Source organism: Mucilaginibacter sp. SMC90 (genome assembly GCF_022811725.1).
Classification (GTDB): Bacteria; Bacteroidota; Bacteroidia; order Sphingobacteriales; family Sphingobacteriaceae; genus Mucilaginibacter.
This window is the reverse complement of record NZ_CP094527.1, coordinates 5,471,478-5,494,122: the sequence shown is the minus strand read 5'-3', so window position 1 is coordinate 5,494,122 and position 22,645 is coordinate 5,471,478. Positions and strand designations below refer to the sequence as shown.

Sequence of the window (22,645 nt, the reverse complement as noted above, 5' to 3'; positions counted from 1 at the left end):
TAAATGAACAAGAACATGAAAAAGATATATATTTTGACACTGGCTGCAATTTTAGCTACTGGTTGCAAAAAAAATCAGCTGGATACAGCACCATATTCAACTGTTGCTACCGCCAATATGTGGACTACAGATAACCTTACAGATCTGGGTGTGGCCGGGGCTTACAACGCGCTGCGTTTGGGCCTGAACACCGGAGGTGACAGCGGCGAAGAACTGTATATGCTTGATAGGTTTGGCTTCACCGGGCAAAACAGGAATCAGCAATCGTTATTGTCGGCAACTGAAACTACCGGCGATGGTTTGTTTTCATCGGTATGGTCGCATTTGTATGAGGGCATACAGCGCTGCAATGATGTTATTGTAAACATGCCGCTGAAATCGCCGTCTGCAGATACAAAGAAAGCTCGCTACGTAGCCGAAGGAAAATTTTTGCGCGCGTATTACTATTTGCGTCTTAACCAGGTATTTAAAGGAGTACCCATATATCTTAAACCTTATACGCCCGACCAGGCAACAGAAGCGCGCTCATCAGAAACCGAAGTCTGGAACCAGGTTGTCACCGATCTTACCGATGCTATTAATGAGCCTAACCTGCCGGATATTTACAATGCCGGCGATGCAAATTACGGCCATGCAACCAAGGGTGCAGCCTATGCACTTAGGGGAAAAGCCTATATGTATATGAAAAAATGGGACCTCGCCGCGGCCGATTTTGCACAGGTTAAAGCCAAAGGCTATGCATTATATTCAAACTATGTTCAGTTATTTAAAACCGCCAATGAGCAGTGTAAAGAAATGATTTTTTCAATACAGAATGTAAGCGTGGTAAATGACGGATCAACAACGCAATGGTTTTGCGGAACCCGTTCATCATTCGGCTCTTGCTGGAACGATTACCTGGTATCGCCTAACCTTGTGGATCTGTATCAAAATGCAGATGGTTCAACATTTAAATGGGATGATGTAATCCCAGGCTATAGCAGCCTTGCGCCTGCACAACGTGAGGTTTATTTTTTGCGTAACAATCTTACGGCTGCCGAAATAACTGCTGCTACGGTTCGTGGTGCCAAAATGGACCTTTACCTGCCAACAGGTAATGAAGAGCGTATACTAAAAGCCTATGCAAACCGCGACCCGCGCCTGGTGGCCAACGTAATTACTCCTTATTCAATCTATAACGGTGTTTATAATAATGTAAATGCAGCATGTGTATCAAGATGGCCGTACCGTTCTGCCGGCCCTGATAATGCCGACTTGCAAACTGATACACAAAGCCAGTTTTACTATCTGTACCGCAAGTTTGTTTATGAAGGTAATTCTGAAATCATTGGCCGTAACTATGGGCCTACCGATTTTCCGCTTATCCGCTATGCCGATGTATTGCTGATGTGGGCTGAGGCGCTTAATGAGGCCGGTCAAACGGATGAAGCTATTTCAAAAGTGAATGAAGTACGCGCCAGGGCAGGTGTTGGCCTGCTTAATTCAAGTGCGGCTACTGCCGTAGCAGGTCAGGATGATTTGCGTAACCGCATACGTGATGAACGCCGCATGGAATTTCCGAATGAAGGCATTAACTATTTCGACGAATTGAGATGGCAAACATGGAAGGATAAGGTTTTTTATCCGGGCAATGGCACCAAACAGGTATGGGGAGCAAACGTATATACCTATACTTACCAGGGCGATTACACCAATTCATGGCCAATTCCATTGGTGGAGACACAACGTAATCCTAACCTTAAGCAAACTCCGGGCTGGACAAACTAACCCGGCAAATGATAGTACATGAACCTTATCGCCGTTCCTGCCCTGCTAAGAGAGGGGAACGGCGATGATTTCGATTAGCTTAAAGCGAACCAAAACATTGAAAGCATTATTGTTTTATATATTTCTACTATCGGCGAATCCGATGATGTTACATGCTGCACACAAGGCAGATACCAGCAGCACAAATGATGTTCATAACGATTTTGTGCATCAGAATTTTTTACTTTCCGCACAACAATACAACGGTATGTTGCGTGCGGCAACAGACATATCCCGTTATCCCAGAACCATAAATGCAAGAGGTGAGGTAATAAGTACTGATATTGGTGAATGGACAGTTGGTTTTTGGCCTGGCTGTCTTTGGTATGAGTATGAATATTTCAAGACTGAAAATTGGAAAGCAGTTGCCGAAAAGTGGACACGATCCCTGGAAAAGGCTCAGTATAATACCACCACGCATGACTTGGGTTTTATGATGTATTGCAGCTTTGGTAATGCTTACAGGCTAACTGGTAATAAGGCTTATCGCGATGTGCTGATCAAAAGTGCAGAATCTTTGATTACCAGGTTTAATCCCAAGGTTGGCGCTATCAAATCGTGGGATTCATTCAAGTCGTGGGATGGGCATTCCGTTTATAATTTTCCGGTTATTATCGATAATATGATGAACCTTGAATTGCTTTTTTTTGCTTCAAAAGTTACCGGCAATCCTAAATATAAAAATATTGCTATAAAACATGCCGAAACAACGCTGAAGAATCATCTCCGGCCCGATTACAGCGCGTATCATGTAGTTAACTACGATCCTCAAACAGGTAAAGTACTTAGCAGGGAAACCAAGCAGGGTTTTGCAGATAATTCTGCCTGGTCAAGGGGGCAGGCATGGGCAATTTATTCATTTACGGTAGCCTATCGGGAAACGCATAAAAAGGAGTTTCTTAACGCTGCAATTAAGACTGCATATTACTTTCTGAATGAAAAAAACTTGCCGGCAGATAAAATACCCTATTGGGATTTCAACGTAAATCAAAGCGGCTTCAATCCAAGGTGGAGTTATGATCCTTCAAAATATAAAACTGTTCCGCGCGATGCATCGGCTGCTGCTGTGGCCAGTTCAGCTTTTCTTGAGCTTTGTACATTTACCGGCAGTAATGACCGTAGCCGTTTATTCGGCGCTGCAAAGGAAATGTTGGAAACGCTTAGCACAAAAACATATCGTGCTGACGTAGGTACCAATGGATTTTTTATATTGAAACATAGTGTAGGCAGTTTACCCAACGGGGTGGAGATCGATGTACCGCTAATTTATGCCGATTACTATTACCTGGAAGCATTATTACGCTATCAAAAATTGACAAGCCCCGTAAAATTCTGATATTTAAATACTATCATGAAAAACATAAAATCATATTTGTTATTGGTATTGCTGCTGTCAAGCTTTAAAAGCTGGTCGCAACTCATACATCGTGATCTGCTGCAGAAAACTCCTCAACAAGAGGTAGACCGTGCGCTTATTAAACAAGGTAGCTTTCGTCCGTTTCCTCAAACGGCGGAGGGCTGGCGAGGTATATTAGCCGACAGTATGGTGAACCACCTCATTAAAATGGGGGAGAAAGCAATTGACTACAATTTTAATAATATACCTGCCACTACTGCTCTTGATTACGTGCGTAATGGTAATCGCAGCAATTACGAAAAACTATCTTTCGAAAAACGCGCCAAATTACAGGACCTTGTAATGGCAGAAGCAGTAGAAGGCAAGGGCCGCTTCAGTGATCAGATTGTCAATGGCGTGTGGTCTGTTTGCGAAGAGAGTTTCTGGGGAGTAAGTGCACATTTAGGTATTCAGAAAGCCGGTGCCGGATTGCCCGATGTGCAGGACCCTGTTGTAGATCTTTTTTCGGCCGAAACAGGTTCATTACTCGCCTGGACAGACTATCTTGTCGGGTCGCAGCTGGATAAAGTATCCAAACTGGTTCGCCCGCGGATCGCTCATGAAATAGACCGCCGGATTTTTACCCCAATGGTTACCGCCAAATACGGATGGATGGGCGGTGGTAATCCCGAGGTCCGGCTAAACAACTGGGCACCATGGATAGCATCTAATTATATTGCGGCTAATTTACTTGTGCAAAAAGACGAAACTAAACGTGCACAGGCTATTCATATAGCCATGAAAATTGTTGACCAATACATAGATGGCCTTGGGGTAGACGGTGGTTGTGAAGAAGGCCCAAGTTATTGGGGAGCTGCAGGCGGCTGCGTTTTTGACGCCCTAAACCTGCTTTATGATGGCACAGGGGGTAAAGTGAATATTTACGCAGATCCATTTATACAAAAAATGGGATCATACATTTACAAGACACATATTGCCGGTAGATATTTTATTAATGTTGCCGATGCGCATGCAACCCTTACCCCCGATGCGTTAATGATTTACCGTTTTGGTAAGGATATCAGCTCAAAACCGATGATGGGGTTTGGAAGCTGGGCCTATCATCAGTTGAGCAGTCATGACGCCGGTATCCAGCGATTTTTTCGCTCGCGCTATTTATATAATTTGTTGGCAGATAAAGAATGCGCCGCTTATCCGGCAGCCGAGAACCTTAGTGACAACGTTTGGTATAGCGATGTGCAATTAATGGCGTCGCGTACAAAAAACGGCTTGTTCCTTGCATCTCATGCAGGCAACAATGGCGAAAGCCATAACCATAATGATGTGGGCGATTTTATTGTTTATGCGGATGGCGAACCTGTGATTATTGATGTAGGTTCCGGAACTTATACCAGTAAAACATTTTCGCAATACCGTTATACCATTTGGTTTAATACATCTGCTTACCACAATCTGCCTCTAATAAATGGTAAGGAGCAAGCTGATGGTACTAAATATACTGCTGCAAATGTTCAATTTGTAAATAAAGGAAGCGGTTCGGCGCTGAATATGGATATAGCCAAAGCTTATCCTGCATCTGCCGGCATAAAGGCCTGGAACCGCGATGTTGCTTTAAAAAAGAACAAAGGGATCACCGTAACTGACCGGTACGAAATGAATGCAGACCTTAACAGTATTTCACAAACATTTATGACGGTTTGCGATGCCGATATTTCACAATCAGGTAAGATCATATTTAAAACAAGTAACGGCAAAAATGTTTATCTTGATTATGATGCAGCGTTATGGGACGCTAACAAAGAAAAAATACAATTAACTACGCCGGAAGACCAGGGTATAAAAGAATCGTGGAATGGCCGCGATATCTGGCGCATCACACTAACAGGGAAGTTTCACGATCGTGTCAGGACTATTGTTTATCAGATTTATAAATAAAAATGGCCCGGCCATTACTGGTGTTACATTATCAGAAATGGCGGTTGAAGGGTTTTCCATGCCAATGTTAAAGTGCTGTTCCTGATGATCAACTCTGCTTTCAATACATGCGTTATAGCTTTTCAGTCCTTTGATCAAATTGAATCCTAAAAACTCGGCTGGCTTTTAACTACAATGAGAAACGTAATAACTAAATTCAAATCGATTTTTCATTGCCAAAGGTTTGCGGGGGGGCAGAAATGAACCACCAAAATCAGCCCGATCAGGGTTAGGTTGATTTTGGCGGGGTCGTATGGAGCCTGTTTCCATGTTTCAAGCCGTATGAAATAAGGGGATCTTATTTTTAAAGGTTTAATTTTTATGATAACAGTTCTTTAAATTAAACAATATGGCTTGAACTGGTTTGTAATAAGGCGGCACTTAAATCTTAAGCCCGCCGAATATACTCAGCATCATCACTGTCAGTACAATTGCTGTGATCAGGATATACATCTTGTCTTTTTCCAGCACAAAGCCGAGCAGGGAAAATGCAATCCGTAAAATGGGGGTGGCAATGAGTACTACTACGCCAAACTGGATAATCCCGCCGGCGCGCATCGCTGCTATTCCGGATAGGATTTCACCGAAGCTTGTAAAACCGCCCTTTGTGCCTGCAAAATGGTGATATGGCGGCAAAGGGAGCTGCCCGGACTGGCTTAAATAAAGTACTCCGCCGGCCAGCACGATCAGGCTGGAAATGATTACCCCATATCTTAACTGTAAGCCGATAAGCTGTTCGATATCCCTATCGGCAAGAAAATGTTTTGAAATTAAATTTTTCATGATTAACCGGTTAAATTTTAAAACTGGTGATTGTAGCCGTTATATATCATCTCGATAGCAACAAAAGAGATGGCAAGGCAAAAAATGTATTTTAATACTTTGGGGTCTAAACGGGTTAGCAGTTTTGACCCGGTAAATGCCCCGCCCAACACGCCCAGTACAACGGGGAATGCAATGCCGGGGTCCATATAACCACGTTGCAGGTAAACCACCGCGCTTGCAGCCGCAGTTACACCGATCATGAAGTTACTGGTGGTGGTGCTAACTTTAAAAGGGATATGCATTGTCGAATCCATGGCCAGTACTTTGAGTGCGCCGGAGCCAATGCCCAGCAAACCAGACATGATACCCGCAAGTGTCATGATGGAGAAGCCGGCACCTACATTTTTTAACTGGTATTTCACTTCTCCTTCTTTAGTAGGATAACTGCTGTTCAGTTTAAGCTTCAGGGATAGGGCGCTGCCATTGGTTAACGCTTGCTGATTTTTTTTACGGATAGTCATTGCTGCCGAAAAAAGCAGGATCGCGCCGAAAAGAATAGCTATTGTATTGGTAGGCGTGTACACAGCAATCACCGCACCTGCAACAGCGCCTACGGTTGTAGCAATTTCCAGGAACATACCCAGGCGGATATTGGTTATCCCTTCCTTTACATAGGCGCTGGCCGCACCTGATGAATTAGCGATGGAAGCCAGTAAGGCCGCGCCAATAGCGTACCGGATATCAACATGGAAAACAAGTGTAAGCAGTGGTATTACCACTACGCCCCCGCCTAATCCGGTAAGGGAGCCCACCAGGCCGGCAAGATAGGCGCCCGCCAATAATATTAAAGTGAATGTGAGAATAGTCATGATGTTTTGAATTAATAATTATGATCCAGGATATTCCTGATGAGTTCCTGGGCCTGTTTTTTTCTTTTGTTTTTGATAGCTTGTAAAAGTTCTGCATGAAGGTGATGGCTCATAGCAAAATGCCCTATGCCCTGTGCCTCACGTTTGGAAAAAAAGGTACGGATAGTATGGGTGAAATTTTGGTAGAGCGAAGCAAGTACCTTATTATGGGATGCATTAGCTATAGCCAGGTGAAAGGCGATGTCTGCATTGGTACAGGCGGGCCTGTCCTCTTCGGTAATTGCCTGTTTCCTGAGCGTAAGCTGTTTTTCAATTTCATTCAACTCTGCCTGGGTGTGATTTTCTACTGCCAGCCTCACAATTTCTTCCTCCAGTAATTTCCTCACGGCATTGATCTCGTCAAAATCGGCTACGCGTAACCGCTCGGTCATGTTTTCTTCCGGCAATACTTCGTTCACAAAAGTGCCTGAGCCTTGCTGAACTTTCAGAATACCGGACATTGCCAGGCTTTTGATCGCCTCGCGGATACTTGACCGACCAACTTCATAAGCTTTCATCAACTCAGGCTCGGCCGGTATTTTTTCCCCGGCCTTGTATTTTCCATCAAGTATATCCTGCCTGATCTTTGCGGAAACCTGATCTGATAATTTTTGATTCTTCATTGTCGTTAATTACACTGCAAACATACGATGTTTTAATTTAAACATCAGATGTTTTAAATGGTTTTTATAATTTGACATTCGTATTATGAAGTATAACAAAGAAGTGTTGGCCATTTAGCCTCATCAAGGCTATCAGGCTGAACCTGCCCCGAGGACTAATGTCAATTAGGAATACCTATGCTGGTAAAGTCGGAAAAATCGGGGAGGCTTGAGTTCGGGCCAAGAGATGCATAGCGGTAAATGTGAATAGCTTACACTGCGCTGCACATTTCCTGAAGTGCCATCATTAATGGTTGAAGTACAGCAGGGGTATTTAAATGAGGTTCAATTGTTTTTAAATCATGGGTTCCGGTAAAAGCCAGATTTGCCATGGCATTTCCTTCACTCATTATTGAGTTGCCAAGAGAAACATAGTCCAGCAGTGCCAAAATGGGTGGGCAGGAATCTTCATCGTATATTCTGCTGAAAGCATTCTCCATTATCAATATCAGCGGGTCTTGTATTGATAATGAAGTTGTTTCTCCAAATACGGCAAAGATATTGTCAATTTGGTCAAGTTGTTGTTCAAGCGAAATGATGGCAGCAGTGATTGTAGATTGGAATTCCTCAAACAAAGGAATTTCTTTGAGTTCGTCCAGTCGCTCTGCAAGATGTGATGCCACATGAAAAACCCGGTTTAGAAAAAAAAGCAGGTTTTTTTGTGCGGAAGGAGCATTCATGGTGCTGTTAAGGTTAAATTATAAAGATGATTTTTTAATTAAAAATTATTTATGGCGGCCTAAGGTACAATAAAAATGCACCTGAAAATTATTTTCATTTACATCTTTCAGGAATGCCATACATTTTATATTTTTCATATATTGTTTAATTAGTATATTTTTTAAGTTATTAGTTTAAAATATGCCTATTTTTGTATTCTTTTTCCTGCTAAACGAAAACTTAAATTAACAAGAAATTATAATTCTTGATCTGTAACAGATTGATATATGAGCGCGTCATTGAATCCAGTTCGTCTTAATGCCATTAAATCACAAACGTTAAATATTGCAGGAATTAAAAACCTGGCGGAAAAGGATTGCCGTTTTTTATCTTTCCTCATCATTGAAAAAACGAGGATGGGAATCAGTGAGATCACACTCAAGCGGATCTTTGGTTTTTCGATAAGCAAGTTTCCGCCTTCTTTACTTTCTCTCAATACGCTCGCCGTTTATTGTGGTTACGAAAGTTGGGACAAATTTTGCCTGGCAGAATATGAGCCTTTTGCGGCGGAAGCTCCTTCAACAAACTGTTTTGATAATTCATTAATTCAGGCTTTAATTGATATGGAAATTCCGGTAGGAATAATAGATGCACAGGACGCTAACCTGGTGGTGCTTACCTGTAATAAAACATTTATTAAAACTATTGCCGGTAACCCGAAACAGGATGTGAAAGGATTGTCCCTATTTAGGGCATTGGGTTTACAGGAAGATGATGATAAAAGCAATTTATTGATCAAAGCTTGTCAAAAAGCAATTGGCATTCGCAGTAAGGTTCATATGTTACCTTTCGAGTGTAGTAAACCGTCTCCGGTATTTTATAACAGGCAATCTAACTGGTGGGATATTGAAATTACGCCCGTTGTAGCAGACGGTTTCGTGAAGTTCCTGGTGGCTCGTATTCATGATATTACAGATAAGGTATTGCTCAGGGATGATATTGAACAGGCCATCATGAAAGAACTCACCATGGCCGAAGATCTGGCAGTAACTAACGTAAAACTGAACCGGGCTCTTACCGATTTGGAAGAGAGCCACCGGGAATTATTACAAACTAAAACCCAGCTCGAAGAACTAACTCTAAATCTTGAAAAGCATGTTGCCGAGCGTACAAAGCTATTTATGGAAAGTGAAAGCAGGCAGCGGATCCTGATTGAGAATGCACCGGTTGCCATAGCGATATTAAAAGGGCCCGATCATATCATTGAAACTGCCAATCAACAGATCATAAGCTGTTGGGGCAAAAATACTGATGTGCTGGGGCAGCCGCTCGCCGTGGCGCTGCCTGAGCTGGAAGGTCAGCCTTTTATTGCAATTCTGGATGAGGTCCGCCGTTCAGGTATTGCTTACGTCAATGCAGAATTACAGAGCGTTTTAAAATTCGACGGTGTTATGCAAACCCGTTATTTCGACATGATCTACCAGCCGATCCAACACCTTCCGGGAATTACTGATTGCATTTTTATAATTGCTACCGATATAACTGACCATGTGATGGCCCGGTTAAAATTAGAACAGTCTGAAGCTATGCTTCGACTTGCCTTATCAGCCGTTCGTATTGGCAGCTGGTCTTTTGATCTTGTTACCAGGAAGCTTAATTATAATCCTATTTATGCTGAAATATTGGGATGGGATAAAGATGAACCCTTATCCAACGAGCTTGTTTTAGGCCAGGTTCCGGGGGAATACAGGGAAAAGTTAAAAATGGTAGCCACCGCAGCCATTGCAAACGGTACTGACTACGATTTTAAATATGCTTTTAAACGATTTAATGATGGCCGCATTATCTGGCTCAGCGGAACGGGTAAGATAAGTCCTGTTATCGACGGGGAGAACCGCATTTTTTCAGGCATAATCAGGGAAGTACCTTGCGATGCGGCAGATCAGAAAAGCAACATGATACCTCATTTTTATCGCACTAATTGAAGTACCACTGGTAAAACGAAAGTAAAGCTACTGGATGTGATATATTTTTCCTTGCGCGTCTATAGTGAGGGGGGCATAGTACTATTTCAAAAAAATATAAGATACTGGATTTCTGAGCTATCATTAGGGGGCAAATAAAGTTTAAAACCAAAATTTGTTCGGCCCCGTAAAAAGTATATGTCCGATTTGCCTGGTGGCCGTGTAATTTATTTCCTTATTTTATTATTCAGCATGCCTTTAACAGGCTATGCTCAACTCCCTGCACAACAGCTTAGCCGCGTGCCTTTAGCCTCAGATGCAGAAAAGATCAGAATTTTCAGGTCGTTGAGCCTGTATTACGCAAAAGATCAACCGGATTCGGCTGTTTATTACCTTAACAAAGGTGTTACCATTGCTGAAAAACGAAACGATGACGTTGCTCTGGCCGATCTGTTGCTGCAATTAGGAGAGGTTAATGCATTGCACCGGCACACACAATTGGCGCGTCAGTTTTACAATGAATCACTCAGTCTTTTTCGTCGCTTGCACGATGCGGCAGGTGTAGCCCGGAGTTATGACGCCCTTGGTCTGCTCGATGGTGATAATACTGATTTCAACCGTGCCATGAGGTATTATCATGATAGCCGCGATAGTTTGGGTATCGTTGTCACTTATACCGATATGGGTAAAGCAGCTGATGAAAAAGGCATGCATGACCAGGCGCTAAGCTTTTACCTGCGCGCCCTTACGCAGTACGAGCACCGCGGCTACAAACCGGAAGCATATTTTAGTCTTTTGGAAACCATTGGGCGTTTGTATGAACGCCGCGGAGATACCGAACATGCGCTGCACTATTTCCGGGAAGGGGTACGTGACAGCCTTGGGCAGGGCATGCAGGAGCAGGCGGCCCACTTGCTGAATGCCGAAGGCGAGGCTTTTGAACAGCGAAAAGATAGCCGCTCGGCCTTAGCAGCATACAAGGAAGCTTTAACGGATGCCGGAAAATCCCATCAATCAGATGAGCAAGCAGAAGCTTTGCTTCATATTGCCGAAATACTAAAAAATTCTGATACCGCAGGCAGCATCGCCGACCTGAAGCAGGCCCTCCTGATAGCCCAGGCACTTCATCATCCGCAGCTTGAAGCACGTATTTATGCAGCATTGGCAGCCGTTTACCGGCAACAAAAAGATTATGGAGAGGCCATGACGGCGCTAACCGAGCAGCGTCACCTCGTTGACAGTTTGCTTAATGGCGATACGGTGAAGGAGATCACGGCACTTGACAGCAGTTACGCACTGGAACGTGCACATGAAAAACTTTTGTACCTGGAACAGGCAAATCATCAGAAACGGCTGCTGCTTTGGTGCGGACTGGCAGTTGTGATCATCATCTTGTGCCTTCTGGTGCTCCTGTTGAGGTACCTGCGAAAAAGCCGTTCGCTCAATAAGGAGTTAATTGCATCCAATAGGGTCAAGGATACACTTTTTTCAGTGATCGGGCATGATCTGAAGGGCCCTGCGGGGAGCGCGGCACAACTGTTTGAACTGATGGATACGGAAGAGTTACCGCCCGATGAAATGAAACTCATGGTTAAGGAACTGCGCAAACAAACAGCCGCATCGCTTGAACTGCTCCAGGCCCTGTTTGAATGGGGAAAGTCGCAGTTACAGGGAGTAAAGGTACAGCCCGTAGATTTTAACCCTGAACCCGTAGTTGAACGGTGCATTCAGCTGCTTGGCCAGCAGGCAGTATTAAAAGGTATCCGTATGGAAAATCATTTGCCCGATTACCTGAACCTGCATGCCGATATTAACCATTTTGAGTTCATTATCAGAAATCTATTGTCGAACGCAATTAAGTTTAGCCACGGAGGTGGCCTGATCAGTATTGGTGCCGAAGTTCCGGTTGCAAGCAAGGAGGTGATTTTTAAGGTTGCTGATCAAGGCGTCGGGATCGGTCCGGAACAGCAGGCTATTTTTCTTTCTGGTAACCTCAAGGTTAATTTCGGTACACAAAAAGAGAAAGGAAGCGGATTAGGATTGCTTTTAACAAAAGATTTTGTAAAAGCTAATCATGGCCGTATTTGGCTGGAGAGTGAGGTTGGTAAAGGCAGTACCTTTTTTGTGGCTATGCCGGTTTCGGCATAACGGTCGGTGTGTTTTTGTATCAAAGGACTATTTTATCATCCCTTTCACTCCTGATTTCTTTTCACCGGGATAACCTTTATCCTTTTGGCAGTCGGCTGCTGAGATATATGATAGCCGGAAAGGAAGGGCGGATTTTGCCGGCAATTGATGATTTTAAAATTAGTAAAGTCCTTTGATCCGACTATTCTAATTGGTCATTTTTAATAATTAATTATTGTAAAACAATAATTAATTTAAACCTTAAAGCATTCAGTGACTGCGCCCAATAACCAGATCTAATAGTCCGGTTTTATGTTTATTACACACATGGGTACTTTTAGAAGTACTTAACTATTTGAATTTCAATCAACTGCTGAAAGCTTTATTTGTTTAATTGATAACCATTACTCATTTATTAAGTATTTTATCAATTATTGCTGTAGCCTTTTCTTCAAAATCGTCATTATAGCCATCAAATGCACTGCGTATCATTCCCTCTTTGTCAATAAAATAAAAAGTTGGAAAACCAGAAACATGATATGATTTTACAACATCGGCGGTATTGACATAGCCTGTATAGTTGATTTTATAACGTCTCTCAAATTCGAGTACTGCCTTTTTGCTATCTCTTTCAGACAGGCTGGCTATAATCAAGTCTTTGTTTTTATATTTTTCGTAAATAGCATTAAGGGGCTTTATCGAAGCCATACAGCCCGCACATCCTATAAAGTAAAAATCCAACAATACTACCTTACCTTTTAGCTGGCTTAATGAAAGTTTTTTGCCATTTGCGTCAAATAATGTCCAATCAGGTGCCATTGTACCGGTATTTAATAAAGCCGGTGGCGCAGGTTTCTCCTTCCTTGGTTTGAAATTTTTTGGTATGGCGAAATCGGCAACAGTAACGTCTGGTTGATCTGTTTTATAATCAAAATATTTAGTTTCATCATAGTAGTTGTTTATTGCGCCCGCATATTTATACCTACCCTCAATCACGATCAAATTTGGCAGTTCAGTCTGTTTATCTACGTAAAAGTTTCTGTTTGTATATAAATGCTCATTATTGTCTATCGTGTCAGTGACGGTTGCAATAATATGAGAGCTGAGCGCTCTGTTTATGACCGTATCCTTAAGCATCATTATCTTAAATGGGCTCTTGTTATAACGCTCCTGCAGGAATTTCAGCTCACCAATGATGGATTGGCTGTATGAAATATGAGGCCCTTCTTCTGCAAAGAATGTACTGTCGGTAGGCGATAAAACAGTAAACCCCTCTCCATTATATAAATTTATTGTATGAAAAGTTTCTGTTGTATAATTGGTTTCTATGCTAAAAAGATATCCGTACTGCTTGTCATTTGGTGCCTTTAAAAACAATTCTTTATTAAGTGCAATGGTCGTGTCTGCACTCATATCTCTTTTTTTATTTATAGCCTGATAGCTGAAGTTTTTATAGCTTTCAAGCCTGCCAAGCAAATTTTGAATTGGGGAGATCTGTGCGTTAATGGTGTTGCTGTATAGGAATATAATGATACAGAAAGCCGGTCTGATATATTTTTGGATAGAGGAGGCCATTGATTTTTGATTAGGTTTATTTATAACAATTTGTTAAAGGTTTTTATCTAAACTACAATTAATAATTTAGCTATTAGTTAAATGTTGGTTATTTAACAAATTTTAACTAATCATATGCACACCGGTAAAGTGGATGCTCACGTTTTTGCCATTTGAAGCCAATTTTTTGATCCGGATCAATGCCCGAAGATATTAGCCTGATATCCTTGCAATTGAAATAGCTGTATAAATGTCAACATTAGTAAAAAACATACCCGCGCTTGAGTCAGGCAATACGGGGCAAAACAACAATATCTTCAGTGTGCTGATTACCATTTTCGGAATGATCTTCCTGGAATTCCTGATCATGGGTATTTCACTTGGGGTTTTACCAAATTACGTACATGGCAGCCTCGGGTTTAATAATTTAGCAGTAGGTGTGGTTATCGGTCTACAATACGCCGCTACGCTGTGCACCCGTCATTTTGCCGGTAAAATGGCCGATTCAAAGGGGGCAGACAGGCGGTGGTCACCGGGATCCTGATCTCATCGGTGTCAGGTGTTTTTTGCCTGTTTTCACAATTGCTGACAGCTATGCCTGTTGCTTCCCTATCGGCACTAATTGCAGGCCGGATCTTATTGGGTATTGGCGAAAGTTACCTGGTTATAGGCGTTTTTGCCTGGGGATTTATCCTTGTGGGGCCCAAAAATACCGGTAAGGTAATGGTGTGGAACGGAATGGGAATGTATGGCGGTATGGCCTGCGGCGCTCCACTGGGTATATTTTTGCAAACACAATGGTCAATTACAATCGCATTTGCTGCCCTTGCCTTGTTGCCGGGTATCAGCTTTCTCGCTATGTTGATGCTGCCGGTGGTGCAATTGCCAAAACAGATGGTGAGGCTACCATTTTACAGGGCGGTGAACCTGGTATGGAAATCGGGTACAGGTTTGGCTTTTGCCAGTATTGGTTTCGGCGGGATCGCCTCATTTATAACCTTGTTTTTTATACATCAGTCGTGGCAGGGCGCGTCATTCGCTATCACTGCTTTTGGTGCCGGCTATGTGGTAGTGCGGATATTTTTTGCGGGGTTTCCGGATAAATTTGGCGGGGCAAAGGTGGCTATGGTATCTTTACTGATTGAGATAGCAGGGCAGCTTTTGATATGGTCTGCCACGTCGGCAGTAATGGGCATAATGGGAGCGGGCCTTACCGGTATTGGTATGTCACTTGTTTTTCCATCATTTGGTACCATTGCGGTAAAAAGGGTAAGTGCCGAAAACCGGGGAATGGCCATGGCCGCCTACAATGCTTTTTTTGATTTAGGTATGGGGCTTACCGCACCAATTGCCGGCCTTATAGCCGGCCGGGGGCACTACAGCAATATTTATATGTTGGGCGCTGTAACAGCCGCTGTAAGTGCATTACTGGCTTTCCTGGAATATAAAAAAGATAAAACCGTTTACAAAAATCAGGAGATGATAGAAACATTGTGATCATAAGGCTACTGTTTACCCGCTTGTTTGTTAAAACATGAAACATGGTAATGCAGTGAGTTTAAAAATGTATTTACATTTGCTTTGGGCCATTTGTAACAATCAAGACAGATAAGGACAGTTGATATTCCTGATGTAATTAGATTTGAAAATAACCAATTATATGATCGGCCACATCTTTTGCGGTTTTTCAGAGCGTATGATTTTCCGTCCCATATGATAACTTATGATTGCTTAAGTGATACGGAGTTGGCTGTTCTTATTGCTGCCGACGATCACGGGGCCTTTGCCGAATTGTATGAACGCTATTTTAGCGTGCTTTATCTGCACGTCCTTAAAAAATTGAGGGATAAAGATGAGGCGCGGGACCTCATGCAGGAACTTTTTGCTCATATCTGGGCCCGTAGGGTTAACATGACCCGTTACAGCAATATCCCGGGCTTTCTTTATGCATCTGTTCGTAATCGCGTTTTTAATATTATCGACCATAAGCACGTAGCGGATAAGTACTTGTTTTCTCTTGCTGTACACGGCACAATGGAGGAAGCAATAACCGACTACCGGATCCGCGAAAGGCAATTAGCGGGCATGATTGAATCTGAGATTAATGCATTACCGCCCAAAATGCGCGAGGTATTTGAACTTAGCCGGAAATTAAATTATACGCACAGGGAAATTGCCATAAAGCTCAACTTAAGCGAGCAATCTGTACGTAGTCATGTTAAAGGGGCATTACGCATTCTGCGCACCAAATTTGGCATTTTCATCAACCTTCTTTTCTTTTTTAAATAATTAAAAAAAAATTACCCCCCAGTATTGAACCATCCTGTCTATTGAAGTATAAACCCAAATAGATTCCGATGGAAGATAATGAAATCCGGCAACTGCTGGAGAAATACCGTAAAGGACAAGCTACGGATAAGGAGATAGCTATACTTGAAACATGGTATATGCAATGGCATAACGAGCCATTTCCAATTTCTGCAGAAGAACTGGAGGAAACAAAGGCCGGGGTTTGGGATTCATTGAACTTAAAACAGTCGTCGCGGTTTAGCCGTGTCCGCTGGTTTGCTGCTGCATCAATTTTGCTGATCAGCACCATTGGGTTCTATTTTTTACATAAACAACAGATAGAAACCAAGCCTGCCGATCATTTGGTTGCCAATCAGGTGGCTAAAGATTTTAAACCGGGGGGGAATAAAGCGCTGCTTACCCTTGCGGGCGGTAAAAAGGTTGTGCTTAACAATCTGCAAAATGGTAAGATCTCCGTTCAGGGTTCGGCCATGGTGAGTAAAACATCTGAAGGGAATTTAACCTATACCGGGAATGAAACTGCCGCAAGCTATGGTAATTTGATGAATACCCTATCAACGCCGCGCGGCGGACAATATCATCTCACACTGGCCGATGGTACGCAGGTTTGGCTCAACGCGGCATCCTCTATTACTTTTCCTGTACGGTTTGATAAAGGTGAAAGGGTGGTTAACGTTACCGGCGAGGTTTATTTTGAGGTAGCACACAAATCAAATAATCAAATATTTAAAGTAGTTGCCGGAAAGCAGGAAATTACGGTACTGGGCACACGCTTCAATGTGCGGAACTATGATGATGATAAAACCGCGAGCACAACCCTGCTTTCGGGAAGTGTGCATATCAAAAATACCATCACCGGTAAAACAGCAATGCTTACGCCCGGACAGGAAGCGCGTATCATCAAAGCCGATGATCAGTTAACAGTAAGGCAGGTAAATGCTGAAAATGCCATCTGCTGGAAAAATGGCTATTTCCTTTTTGATAATCAGGGTATTGAGAGCATCATGAGGATCATGAGCAGGTGGTACGATGTGGATTTCAGCTATCAGGGAAAGCTATCCAAAGATCGTTTTGGAGGAACCTTTTCGCGCTCGGCCAATCTTTCAGAAACACTTAAAAACCTCGAACTATTGGGTAAGGTACATTTCAAAATTATGGCCGATAAGGTTATCGTAACAGAATAGATCCCAAAATCAATTAATAATTTAATTAACGTTTGTTCGGTGTTAGCCGGAAGTTTTAAAGAAAGGAGGCGATAAAAAAAGACGTATACAACATAATTTGACAAAACCAGGAACGATTGCAGCGTCCCTGGTCGACGGCTATCGCCGGGTCAGGTCATCTCAATAAGTTTTAACCAAACAATTAATTAAACCTAACAATCAAATGTATAAAAAATTTACTGAATTACTTTTCAGGAGGGATTCCTATGCGTATTCAAATTTGTTCCTAAAAATGAAGTTAACCTTTATTTTATTACTGCTGACGATTGTGCAGCTTAAAGCTGAAGTATTTGCACAGCGGGTGAGCATTGAAGCAAAGGATGCTTCACTAACTGAAGTTATTGCGCAGCTTCGCAGGCAGCTTGATTATGATTTTCTGTATAACAACGATGCCATCCGGGATGCCGGAACGATAACTTTATCGTTAAAAAACGCTGATTTAAAAGAAGCGCTCAGGCTTTGCGTGAAAGGGCAGCCTTTGGAGTATATCATCCGTAATAAAACCATCCTCATTATCAGAAAGGATAATGAAAAACAGCCCTCTGCTGCTGATCAGCAGCAAAAAATTAACGGGGTTGTAAGGGATGCCACAACGGGCGAACTCCTGGTGGGCGTATCCGTGAGGATAGATGGTTCCGGTACAGGAACTACCACTAACGAACAAGGCACTTTCGCGCTTAATGTGCCTTCTGAGGCTTCTGTGTTAGTTTTTTCCTACCTGGGTTACAATACACAGAAGGTAACCGTTGGTAACCAAACCTCGCTGGAAGTGAAGTTGGTAAAGGCAGATAAAAGCCTTGGTGAAGTGGTTGTAGTAGGCTATGGTACGCGAGCCAAGGGAGCGGTTACGGGTGCTATTTCCACAGTAAAAGCCGATGTTTTTGAAAACCGCCCCGTAACTAATACAATTGATGCATTGCAGGGTACCGTGCCGGGCCTTACCATAACCAAAGCCAGCGGACAACCGGGCAGTACAACCTATGGTTTCCAGATCAGGGGGTACTCATCTATTAACGGCAATGCGCCGCTGGTACTGATAGATAACGTACCGAGCGATTTAAATACCTTCAGTGCGCTAAACTCTAATGACATTGCCGAAGTAACGGTATTAAAGGACGCAGCAGCTGCTATTTACGGTGCCCGTGCAGCTGATGGTGTGATATTGGTTACCACTAAACGCGGTAAACGCGGAACACCGATCATTACCTATACCGGAAACTTTGGTGTAAAGCAGCCTACCTACTTACGTAAAATGCAAAACACATTGCAATTTGCCGAATTTATGGACGAAGGCTTGCGTAATGCCGGTTTGCAAGGATTTCCGCAGGAGGTTTTTGATAAGATCAAGGCCAATGCAGCCCCAGATCTTGACCAGGGCTGGAATTACGGCGTTACCAATTATCCAGGTTTTTATGGATATACCGACTGGAACAAGGTGATCTATAAAAATGCTACCCAGCAATTACATAACGTATCGGTATCTGGCGGTGGCGACAATAACAATTACCTGGTATCTGTTGGTTATAACCGCGATAACGGCATTGTCCGTTTTGGCGAAAATAAATCAGACAGGTATAACCTGCGCCTTAACTATGATATCAGGCCGAGCAGCAAATTGAGCTTGGAAACCCGCACCAATTTTGATAATCAGGCCGTGCTAAACCCAACATTGTTATCAAGTGCACTAACCAATGTAACAAGGCAATTTCCTTATCAGCCGGTATATAACCCTCTTGGCGAGTTTTATGGCTACCAGGGCTATGAAGGGCCAGCCCAATACCTGGAGCAGGGCGGTATATCAAAAGATAACCTATCGCGTTTTGCAACCAACTTTAAGCTGGACTACAGTCTTTTGCCGGGCCTTAAATTAACCGCGCAAGCTGCTTTCAGGTTTGAGTATGACAATAACAGCGCTACAAATCCTACCATTACGCGTTACAACTACGCGGGCGGGGTTCAGGATATCCGCAATACACCAAACTCGGCCAGTTATGGTAACAGCAAACGCCTTAATAAATTGTACCAGGCTTATTTTGATTATACCAAACAATTTGGTGCAGATCATCGCATCAATTTAACCGGTGGCGCATCCCTTGAACAAACCAGGAACGAAGGCCAAACAGTATATGGTTACAATTTTGCAAGCAATGACATTTTTACGCTTAACCTTGCCGACCGTACTAAGACAGCATACGCTAACTTTACTGGTCTTATCAATAACCAGGCGCTTGGATCATACTTTGGCAGGGCCAGTTATTCATTCAAAAACAAACTGATCCTGGATGTTACGGCAAGGGCCGATGGTAGCTCGAAATTTGCGCCGGGCAAACGCTGGAGCGCTGTTTTCCCGTCTGCAGCTTTAGCTTATAATCTTTCTGAAGAGAAGTTTATCAAATCGATGGATGTGTTTGATTTATTAAAAGCACGTGTATCGTGGGGCAAAATGGGTAACCAGGAAATTACCTCACTTGGCTTGTATGACTATATACCATTGGTAACCATCGGCGGCGTTTATCCGCTGGGTTCGCCCAATGCCGGGCTTACCGGAGCCAATGCAAGTCCGGCTTCTACCGACCGTACCTGGGAAACAATCGAAAATAAAAACGTAGGTGTAGATGTGTCCCTGCTGCATTCGCGCTTATCATTTTCTTTCGATTATTTTAATAAGACAAACGATGACATGCTGGTGAATGTGGCAGTGCCGGTAACTTACGGCGCAACACCTCCGTCCATTAACCAGGGTAAACTGGTAACCAAAGGATTTGAAGCCACAGCTACCTGGAAAGATCAGATCAGTGATTTCAGGTACAGTATTGCCTTGCAGATCAGCGATAGCAAAAACAAGTTGGTGCAGCTTAAAAACTCAGATAATTATACCGAGGGCCTCAACTTTGTGCGCCAGGGGTATCCGATCTACTCGTACTTCGGGTATGTATATGACGGTATCATTAAAACCCAGCAGCAGCTTGATGCCTATAAACAGCTTCAGGGCGTACCTTCCCGGATAGGTATAGGCGATGTAATGTATAAGGATGTTGACGGCGACGGTAAACTGACCGCTTTCGGCGATAAAACAAAAGGGCTATCGGGCGATATGGTTTATTTGGGAAATTTAACACCTCGTTACACCTTTTCATCAAATATTAATGTGGGTTACAAGCAATTTGATCTTGCTGTGTTTTTACAGGGCATAGGTAAGCGCGATGTTATTTATGAAGGAAACATCAGCAGGCCAAATACTTTCTTCTGGCCAACGCTGTCATATTACTACAATAAAACATGGAGCCCGCAACGCCCGGATGCGCCGTACCCGCGATATATTCCCGGTAACCTGGGCTATGATGATATCAATAGTTACAATTATCACGCCTCGGCCATGACCTTGCAAAATGTAGCTTACCTCAGGTTTAAGGTGATCACCCTTGGTTATAACCTGCCATCGTCGGTAGCTAACAAATTAAAAATGCGCTCGGCACGAATTTACCTGAGCGGGCAGGACCTTTTCACCATTTCTAAAGGAACCCTGGGCGGCAACTTTGACCCTGAAGACGGTTATCGCAACGAAGGTACTTATCCATTTAACAGGGTGTATTCCCTGGGGCTGAATGTAAGTTTCTAAATAAGATCATCATGAAAAGAAAACATATCAATAATCATACGATAAAAATAACACTTGCCGTTTTTGTGATTGCAAGTCTGGCCTTAGCAGGCTGCAAAAAGGATCTTAACCTGGTATCTCAGGATACTATAACGGATGCCACCTTCTGGAAAACCGGAAGCGATTTTAAGCTTGCTGCCAACAATTTGTATAACGGTCTTAATGGTTTTGGCGAAGAGGATACCGAATCAGATATCGCCTTCAATACACCCAATACCGTTAGTAATGGTAACCTGCAGCCAACCGAAAACTCTGATGAGTGGACAAACGATTACAAATACATCCGTTCGGCTAATAATATACTTGAAAAAGGGGCAGGGAACAGCGATGCCGATATTAAACGCTATGTGGCCGAAGCAAAGTTTTTCAGGGCATGGTATTACTGGCGCTTGCTGCGTATTTACGGAGGTGTGCCGCTAATTACAAAAGTGTTGCAAACGGGTGATCCGGAGCTGTTTGCCCCAAGAGCAACCCGCACGGCTACCGCCGACCAGATATTAAAAGACCTGGATGACGCAGTAAGCGATTTGCCTGTTCAGGCCGATCTTTCTGCCCCTGATATTGGCAGGATAACCAAAGGAGCGGCTCAGTCGCTGGCATCAAGGGTGGCACTGTTTGAAGGTACCTGGGAAAAATACCGTGGCGATGCCAGCGCTGCTAAATATCTTGATGTTGCCGTGAGTACTGCACAACAGGTAATTAATAGCGGTGTTTACAGTTTATATAAAGGGAGCGGCGCGCAGAGCTATCGCTACCTGTTTATTGAAGCAGGCGATGACTCCAAAGAATCGATACTGGACAGACGCTATGCCCGTAATATTTATGGCCAGGATGCACCTTATATGTATGATCAGGACGGTTATAACCCTACCCGTAAAATGGTGGACTTATACCTTGACAAAAATGGTTTGCCTATCACGGCTTCCGGAACGGTATTTCACGGCTACAGCACCTTCACTTCCGAGTACCAGGAACGTGATCCGCGTATGACCATGACCATGATCATTCCGGGTACGCTAACCAACCGTGTGTTTTACCCGGTTACCAAAGTGGAGAACTGGCCCGATAAGCCGCAGCGAAATTTCAATACCGGTTATATTTTGTATAAATACATGTCTGAAGATCCGCTGGCTAACAACTCGGGCAGGAACGGAAGTGCCAGTTTATTTGATTTTGACAGGCACCTGATCCGCTATGCCGAAGTTTTGTTAAACTATGCCGAAGCCCTGTACGAAAAAAATGGTAATATTAGTGATAATGATCTTAATATCACGATAAACCAATTGCGCGACAGGGTTTCTATGCCGCATCTCACTAACGCTTTTGTTGGCGCTCATGGGTTGGATATGCGTACCGAGATCAGGCGTGAGCGTACAGTTGAACTTTGCCTCGAAGGTTTCAGGTATGATGACCTGAGAAGATGGAAAACAGCAGAAACCGAACTGCCCCAAGACGTAAAAGGTATAAAAATTACCGGCACCGACTGGGCCAGCCGTGCTCCCTACAGTGATCCGAGTTATTTAACCAAAGTTGATGCCAATGGTTTTTTAATTGCGGAGCGTAACAGAAAATTTGACCCTGCTAAAGATTATTTGCAACCCCTGCCTACAAAGGAAGTAGCATTTTATGCTGCCAGTGGCAAGGAATTGAAACAAAATCCGGGTTGGTAAGCATTTA

16 protein-coding genes are annotated in these 22,645 nt (G+C 43.3%); 11 read left to right on the top strand and 5 right to left on the bottom strand.

All coding sequences use genetic code 11. The annotated features are described in order from the left end of the window. The first annotated feature begins 15 nt into the window (after positions 1–15). The 3 genes from MTO98_RS22830 to MTO98_RS22820 all read left to right on the top strand — a co-directional run bounded on the left by MTO98_RS22830 (position 16) and on the right by MTO98_RS22820 (position 5,098). Entirely contained in the window at positions 16–1,767 is a 1,752-nt protein-coding gene (locus MTO98_RS22830; protein WP_243481293.1) for a RagB/SusD family nutrient uptake outer membrane protein, read from the top strand. A 142-nt stretch (positions 1,768–1,909) separates the two neighbouring features. Next, positions 1,910–3,142 carry a glycoside hydrolase family 88 protein gene (locus MTO98_RS22825; RefSeq protein ID WP_243481292.1) on the top strand — a complete coding sequence of 411 codons (1,233 nt, stop codon included), beginning with the start codon at positions 1,910–1,912 and terminating at the stop codon, positions 3,140–3,142. Positions 3,143–3,157: 15 nt separating this feature from the next. Next, complete coding sequence (locus MTO98_RS22820; RefSeq protein WP_243481291.1) at positions 3,158–5,098, top strand: heparinase II/III family protein; 1,941 nt, start codon at positions 3,158–3,160, stop codon at positions 5,096–5,098. A gap of 420 nt (positions 5,099–5,518) precedes the next feature. Here MTO98_RS22820 and MTO98_RS22815 read toward each other — a convergent pair whose 3' ends face one another. The 4 genes from MTO98_RS22815 to MTO98_RS22800 all read right to left on the bottom strand — a co-directional run bounded on the left by MTO98_RS22815 (position 5,519) and on the right by MTO98_RS22800 (position 8,152). After that, positions 5,519–5,920, bottom strand: a complete 402-nt coding sequence (locus tag MTO98_RS22815; protein ID WP_243481290.1) for a DUF1634 domain-containing protein — start codon at positions 5,918–5,920, stop codon at positions 5,519–5,521. A 17-nt stretch (positions 5,921–5,937) separates the two neighbouring features. Beyond that, the gene (locus tag MTO98_RS22810) at positions 5,938–6,771 is read right to left on the bottom strand and encodes a sulfite exporter TauE/SafE family protein (RefSeq protein WP_243481289.1); all 834 of its coding nucleotides are present in this window, start codon (positions 6,769–6,771) and stop codon (positions 5,938–5,940) included. An 11-nt stretch (positions 6,772–6,782) separates the two neighbouring features. Further along, a complete protein-coding gene (locus tag MTO98_RS22805) occupies positions 6,783–7,433 on the bottom strand; it encodes a FadR/GntR family transcriptional regulator (RefSeq protein ID WP_243481288.1) in 651 nt (216 codons plus the stop codon). A 251-nt stretch (positions 7,434–7,684) separates the two neighbouring features. Continuing rightward, positions 7,685–8,152, bottom strand: coding sequence for a hypothetical protein (locus MTO98_RS22800; RefSeq protein WP_243481287.1), 468 nt, complete (start codon positions 8,150–8,152; stop codon positions 7,685–7,687). Between the two features lie 267 nt (positions 8,153–8,419). On the opposite strand from MTO98_RS22800, the gene MTO98_RS22795 reads away from it, so the two are divergent. Then, entirely contained in the window at positions 8,420–10,117 is a 1,698-nt protein-coding gene (locus MTO98_RS22795; RefSeq protein ID WP_243481286.1) for a PAS domain-containing protein, read from the top strand. A gap of 177 nt (positions 10,118–10,294) precedes the next feature. After that, the gene (locus MTO98_RS22790; protein ID WP_243481285.1) at positions 10,295–12,244 is read left to right on the top strand and encodes an ATP-binding protein; all 1,950 of its coding nucleotides are present in this window, start codon (positions 10,295–10,297) and stop codon (positions 12,242–12,244) included. 387 nt (positions 12,245–12,631) lie between these two features. On the opposite strand, the gene MTO98_RS22785 is transcribed toward MTO98_RS22790, so the two are convergent. After that, complete coding sequence (locus tag MTO98_RS22785) at positions 12,632–13,798, bottom strand: peroxiredoxin (protein WP_243481284.1); 1,167 nt, start codon at positions 13,796–13,798, stop codon at positions 12,632–12,634. A gap of 229 nt (positions 13,799–14,027) precedes the next feature. Between MTO98_RS22785 and MTO98_RS22780 the strand changes: the two genes are divergently transcribed. From MTO98_RS22780 to MTO98_RS22755, 6 genes are all read left to right on the top strand, one after another. Then, the gene (locus MTO98_RS22780) at positions 14,028–14,321 is read left to right on the top strand and encodes a hypothetical protein (RefSeq protein WP_243481283.1); all 294 of its coding nucleotides are present in this window, start codon (positions 14,028–14,030) and stop codon (positions 14,319–14,321) included. A gap of 50 nt (positions 14,322–14,371) precedes the next feature. Then, positions 14,372–15,274, top strand: a complete 903-nt coding sequence (locus MTO98_RS22775; RefSeq protein WP_243481282.1) for an MFS transporter — start codon at positions 14,372–14,374, stop codon at positions 15,272–15,274. 249 nt (positions 15,275–15,523) lie between these two features. Next, positions 15,524–16,066, top strand: a complete 543-nt coding sequence (locus MTO98_RS22770; protein WP_243481281.1) for an RNA polymerase sigma-70 factor — start codon at positions 15,524–15,526, stop codon at positions 16,064–16,066. A gap of 68 nt (positions 16,067–16,134) precedes the next feature. Then, positions 16,135–17,271 (top strand): FecR family protein, encoded by a 1,137-nt coding sequence (locus tag MTO98_RS22765; RefSeq protein WP_243481280.1) that lies wholly within the window; start codon positions 16,135–16,137, stop codon positions 17,269–17,271. A 271-nt stretch (positions 17,272–17,542) separates the two neighbouring features. After that, positions 17,543–20,929 carry a TonB-dependent receptor gene (locus MTO98_RS22760; RefSeq protein ID WP_243481279.1) on the top strand — a complete coding sequence of 1,129 codons (3,387 nt, stop codon included), beginning with the start codon at positions 17,543–17,545 and terminating at the stop codon, positions 20,927–20,929. An 11-nt stretch (positions 20,930–20,940) separates the two neighbouring features. Next, positions 20,941–22,638, top strand: coding sequence for a RagB/SusD family nutrient uptake outer membrane protein (locus tag MTO98_RS22755; protein ID WP_243481278.1), 1,698 nt, complete (start codon positions 20,941–20,943; stop codon positions 22,636–22,638). The last annotated feature ends 7 nt before the right edge of the window (positions 22,639–22,645 follow it).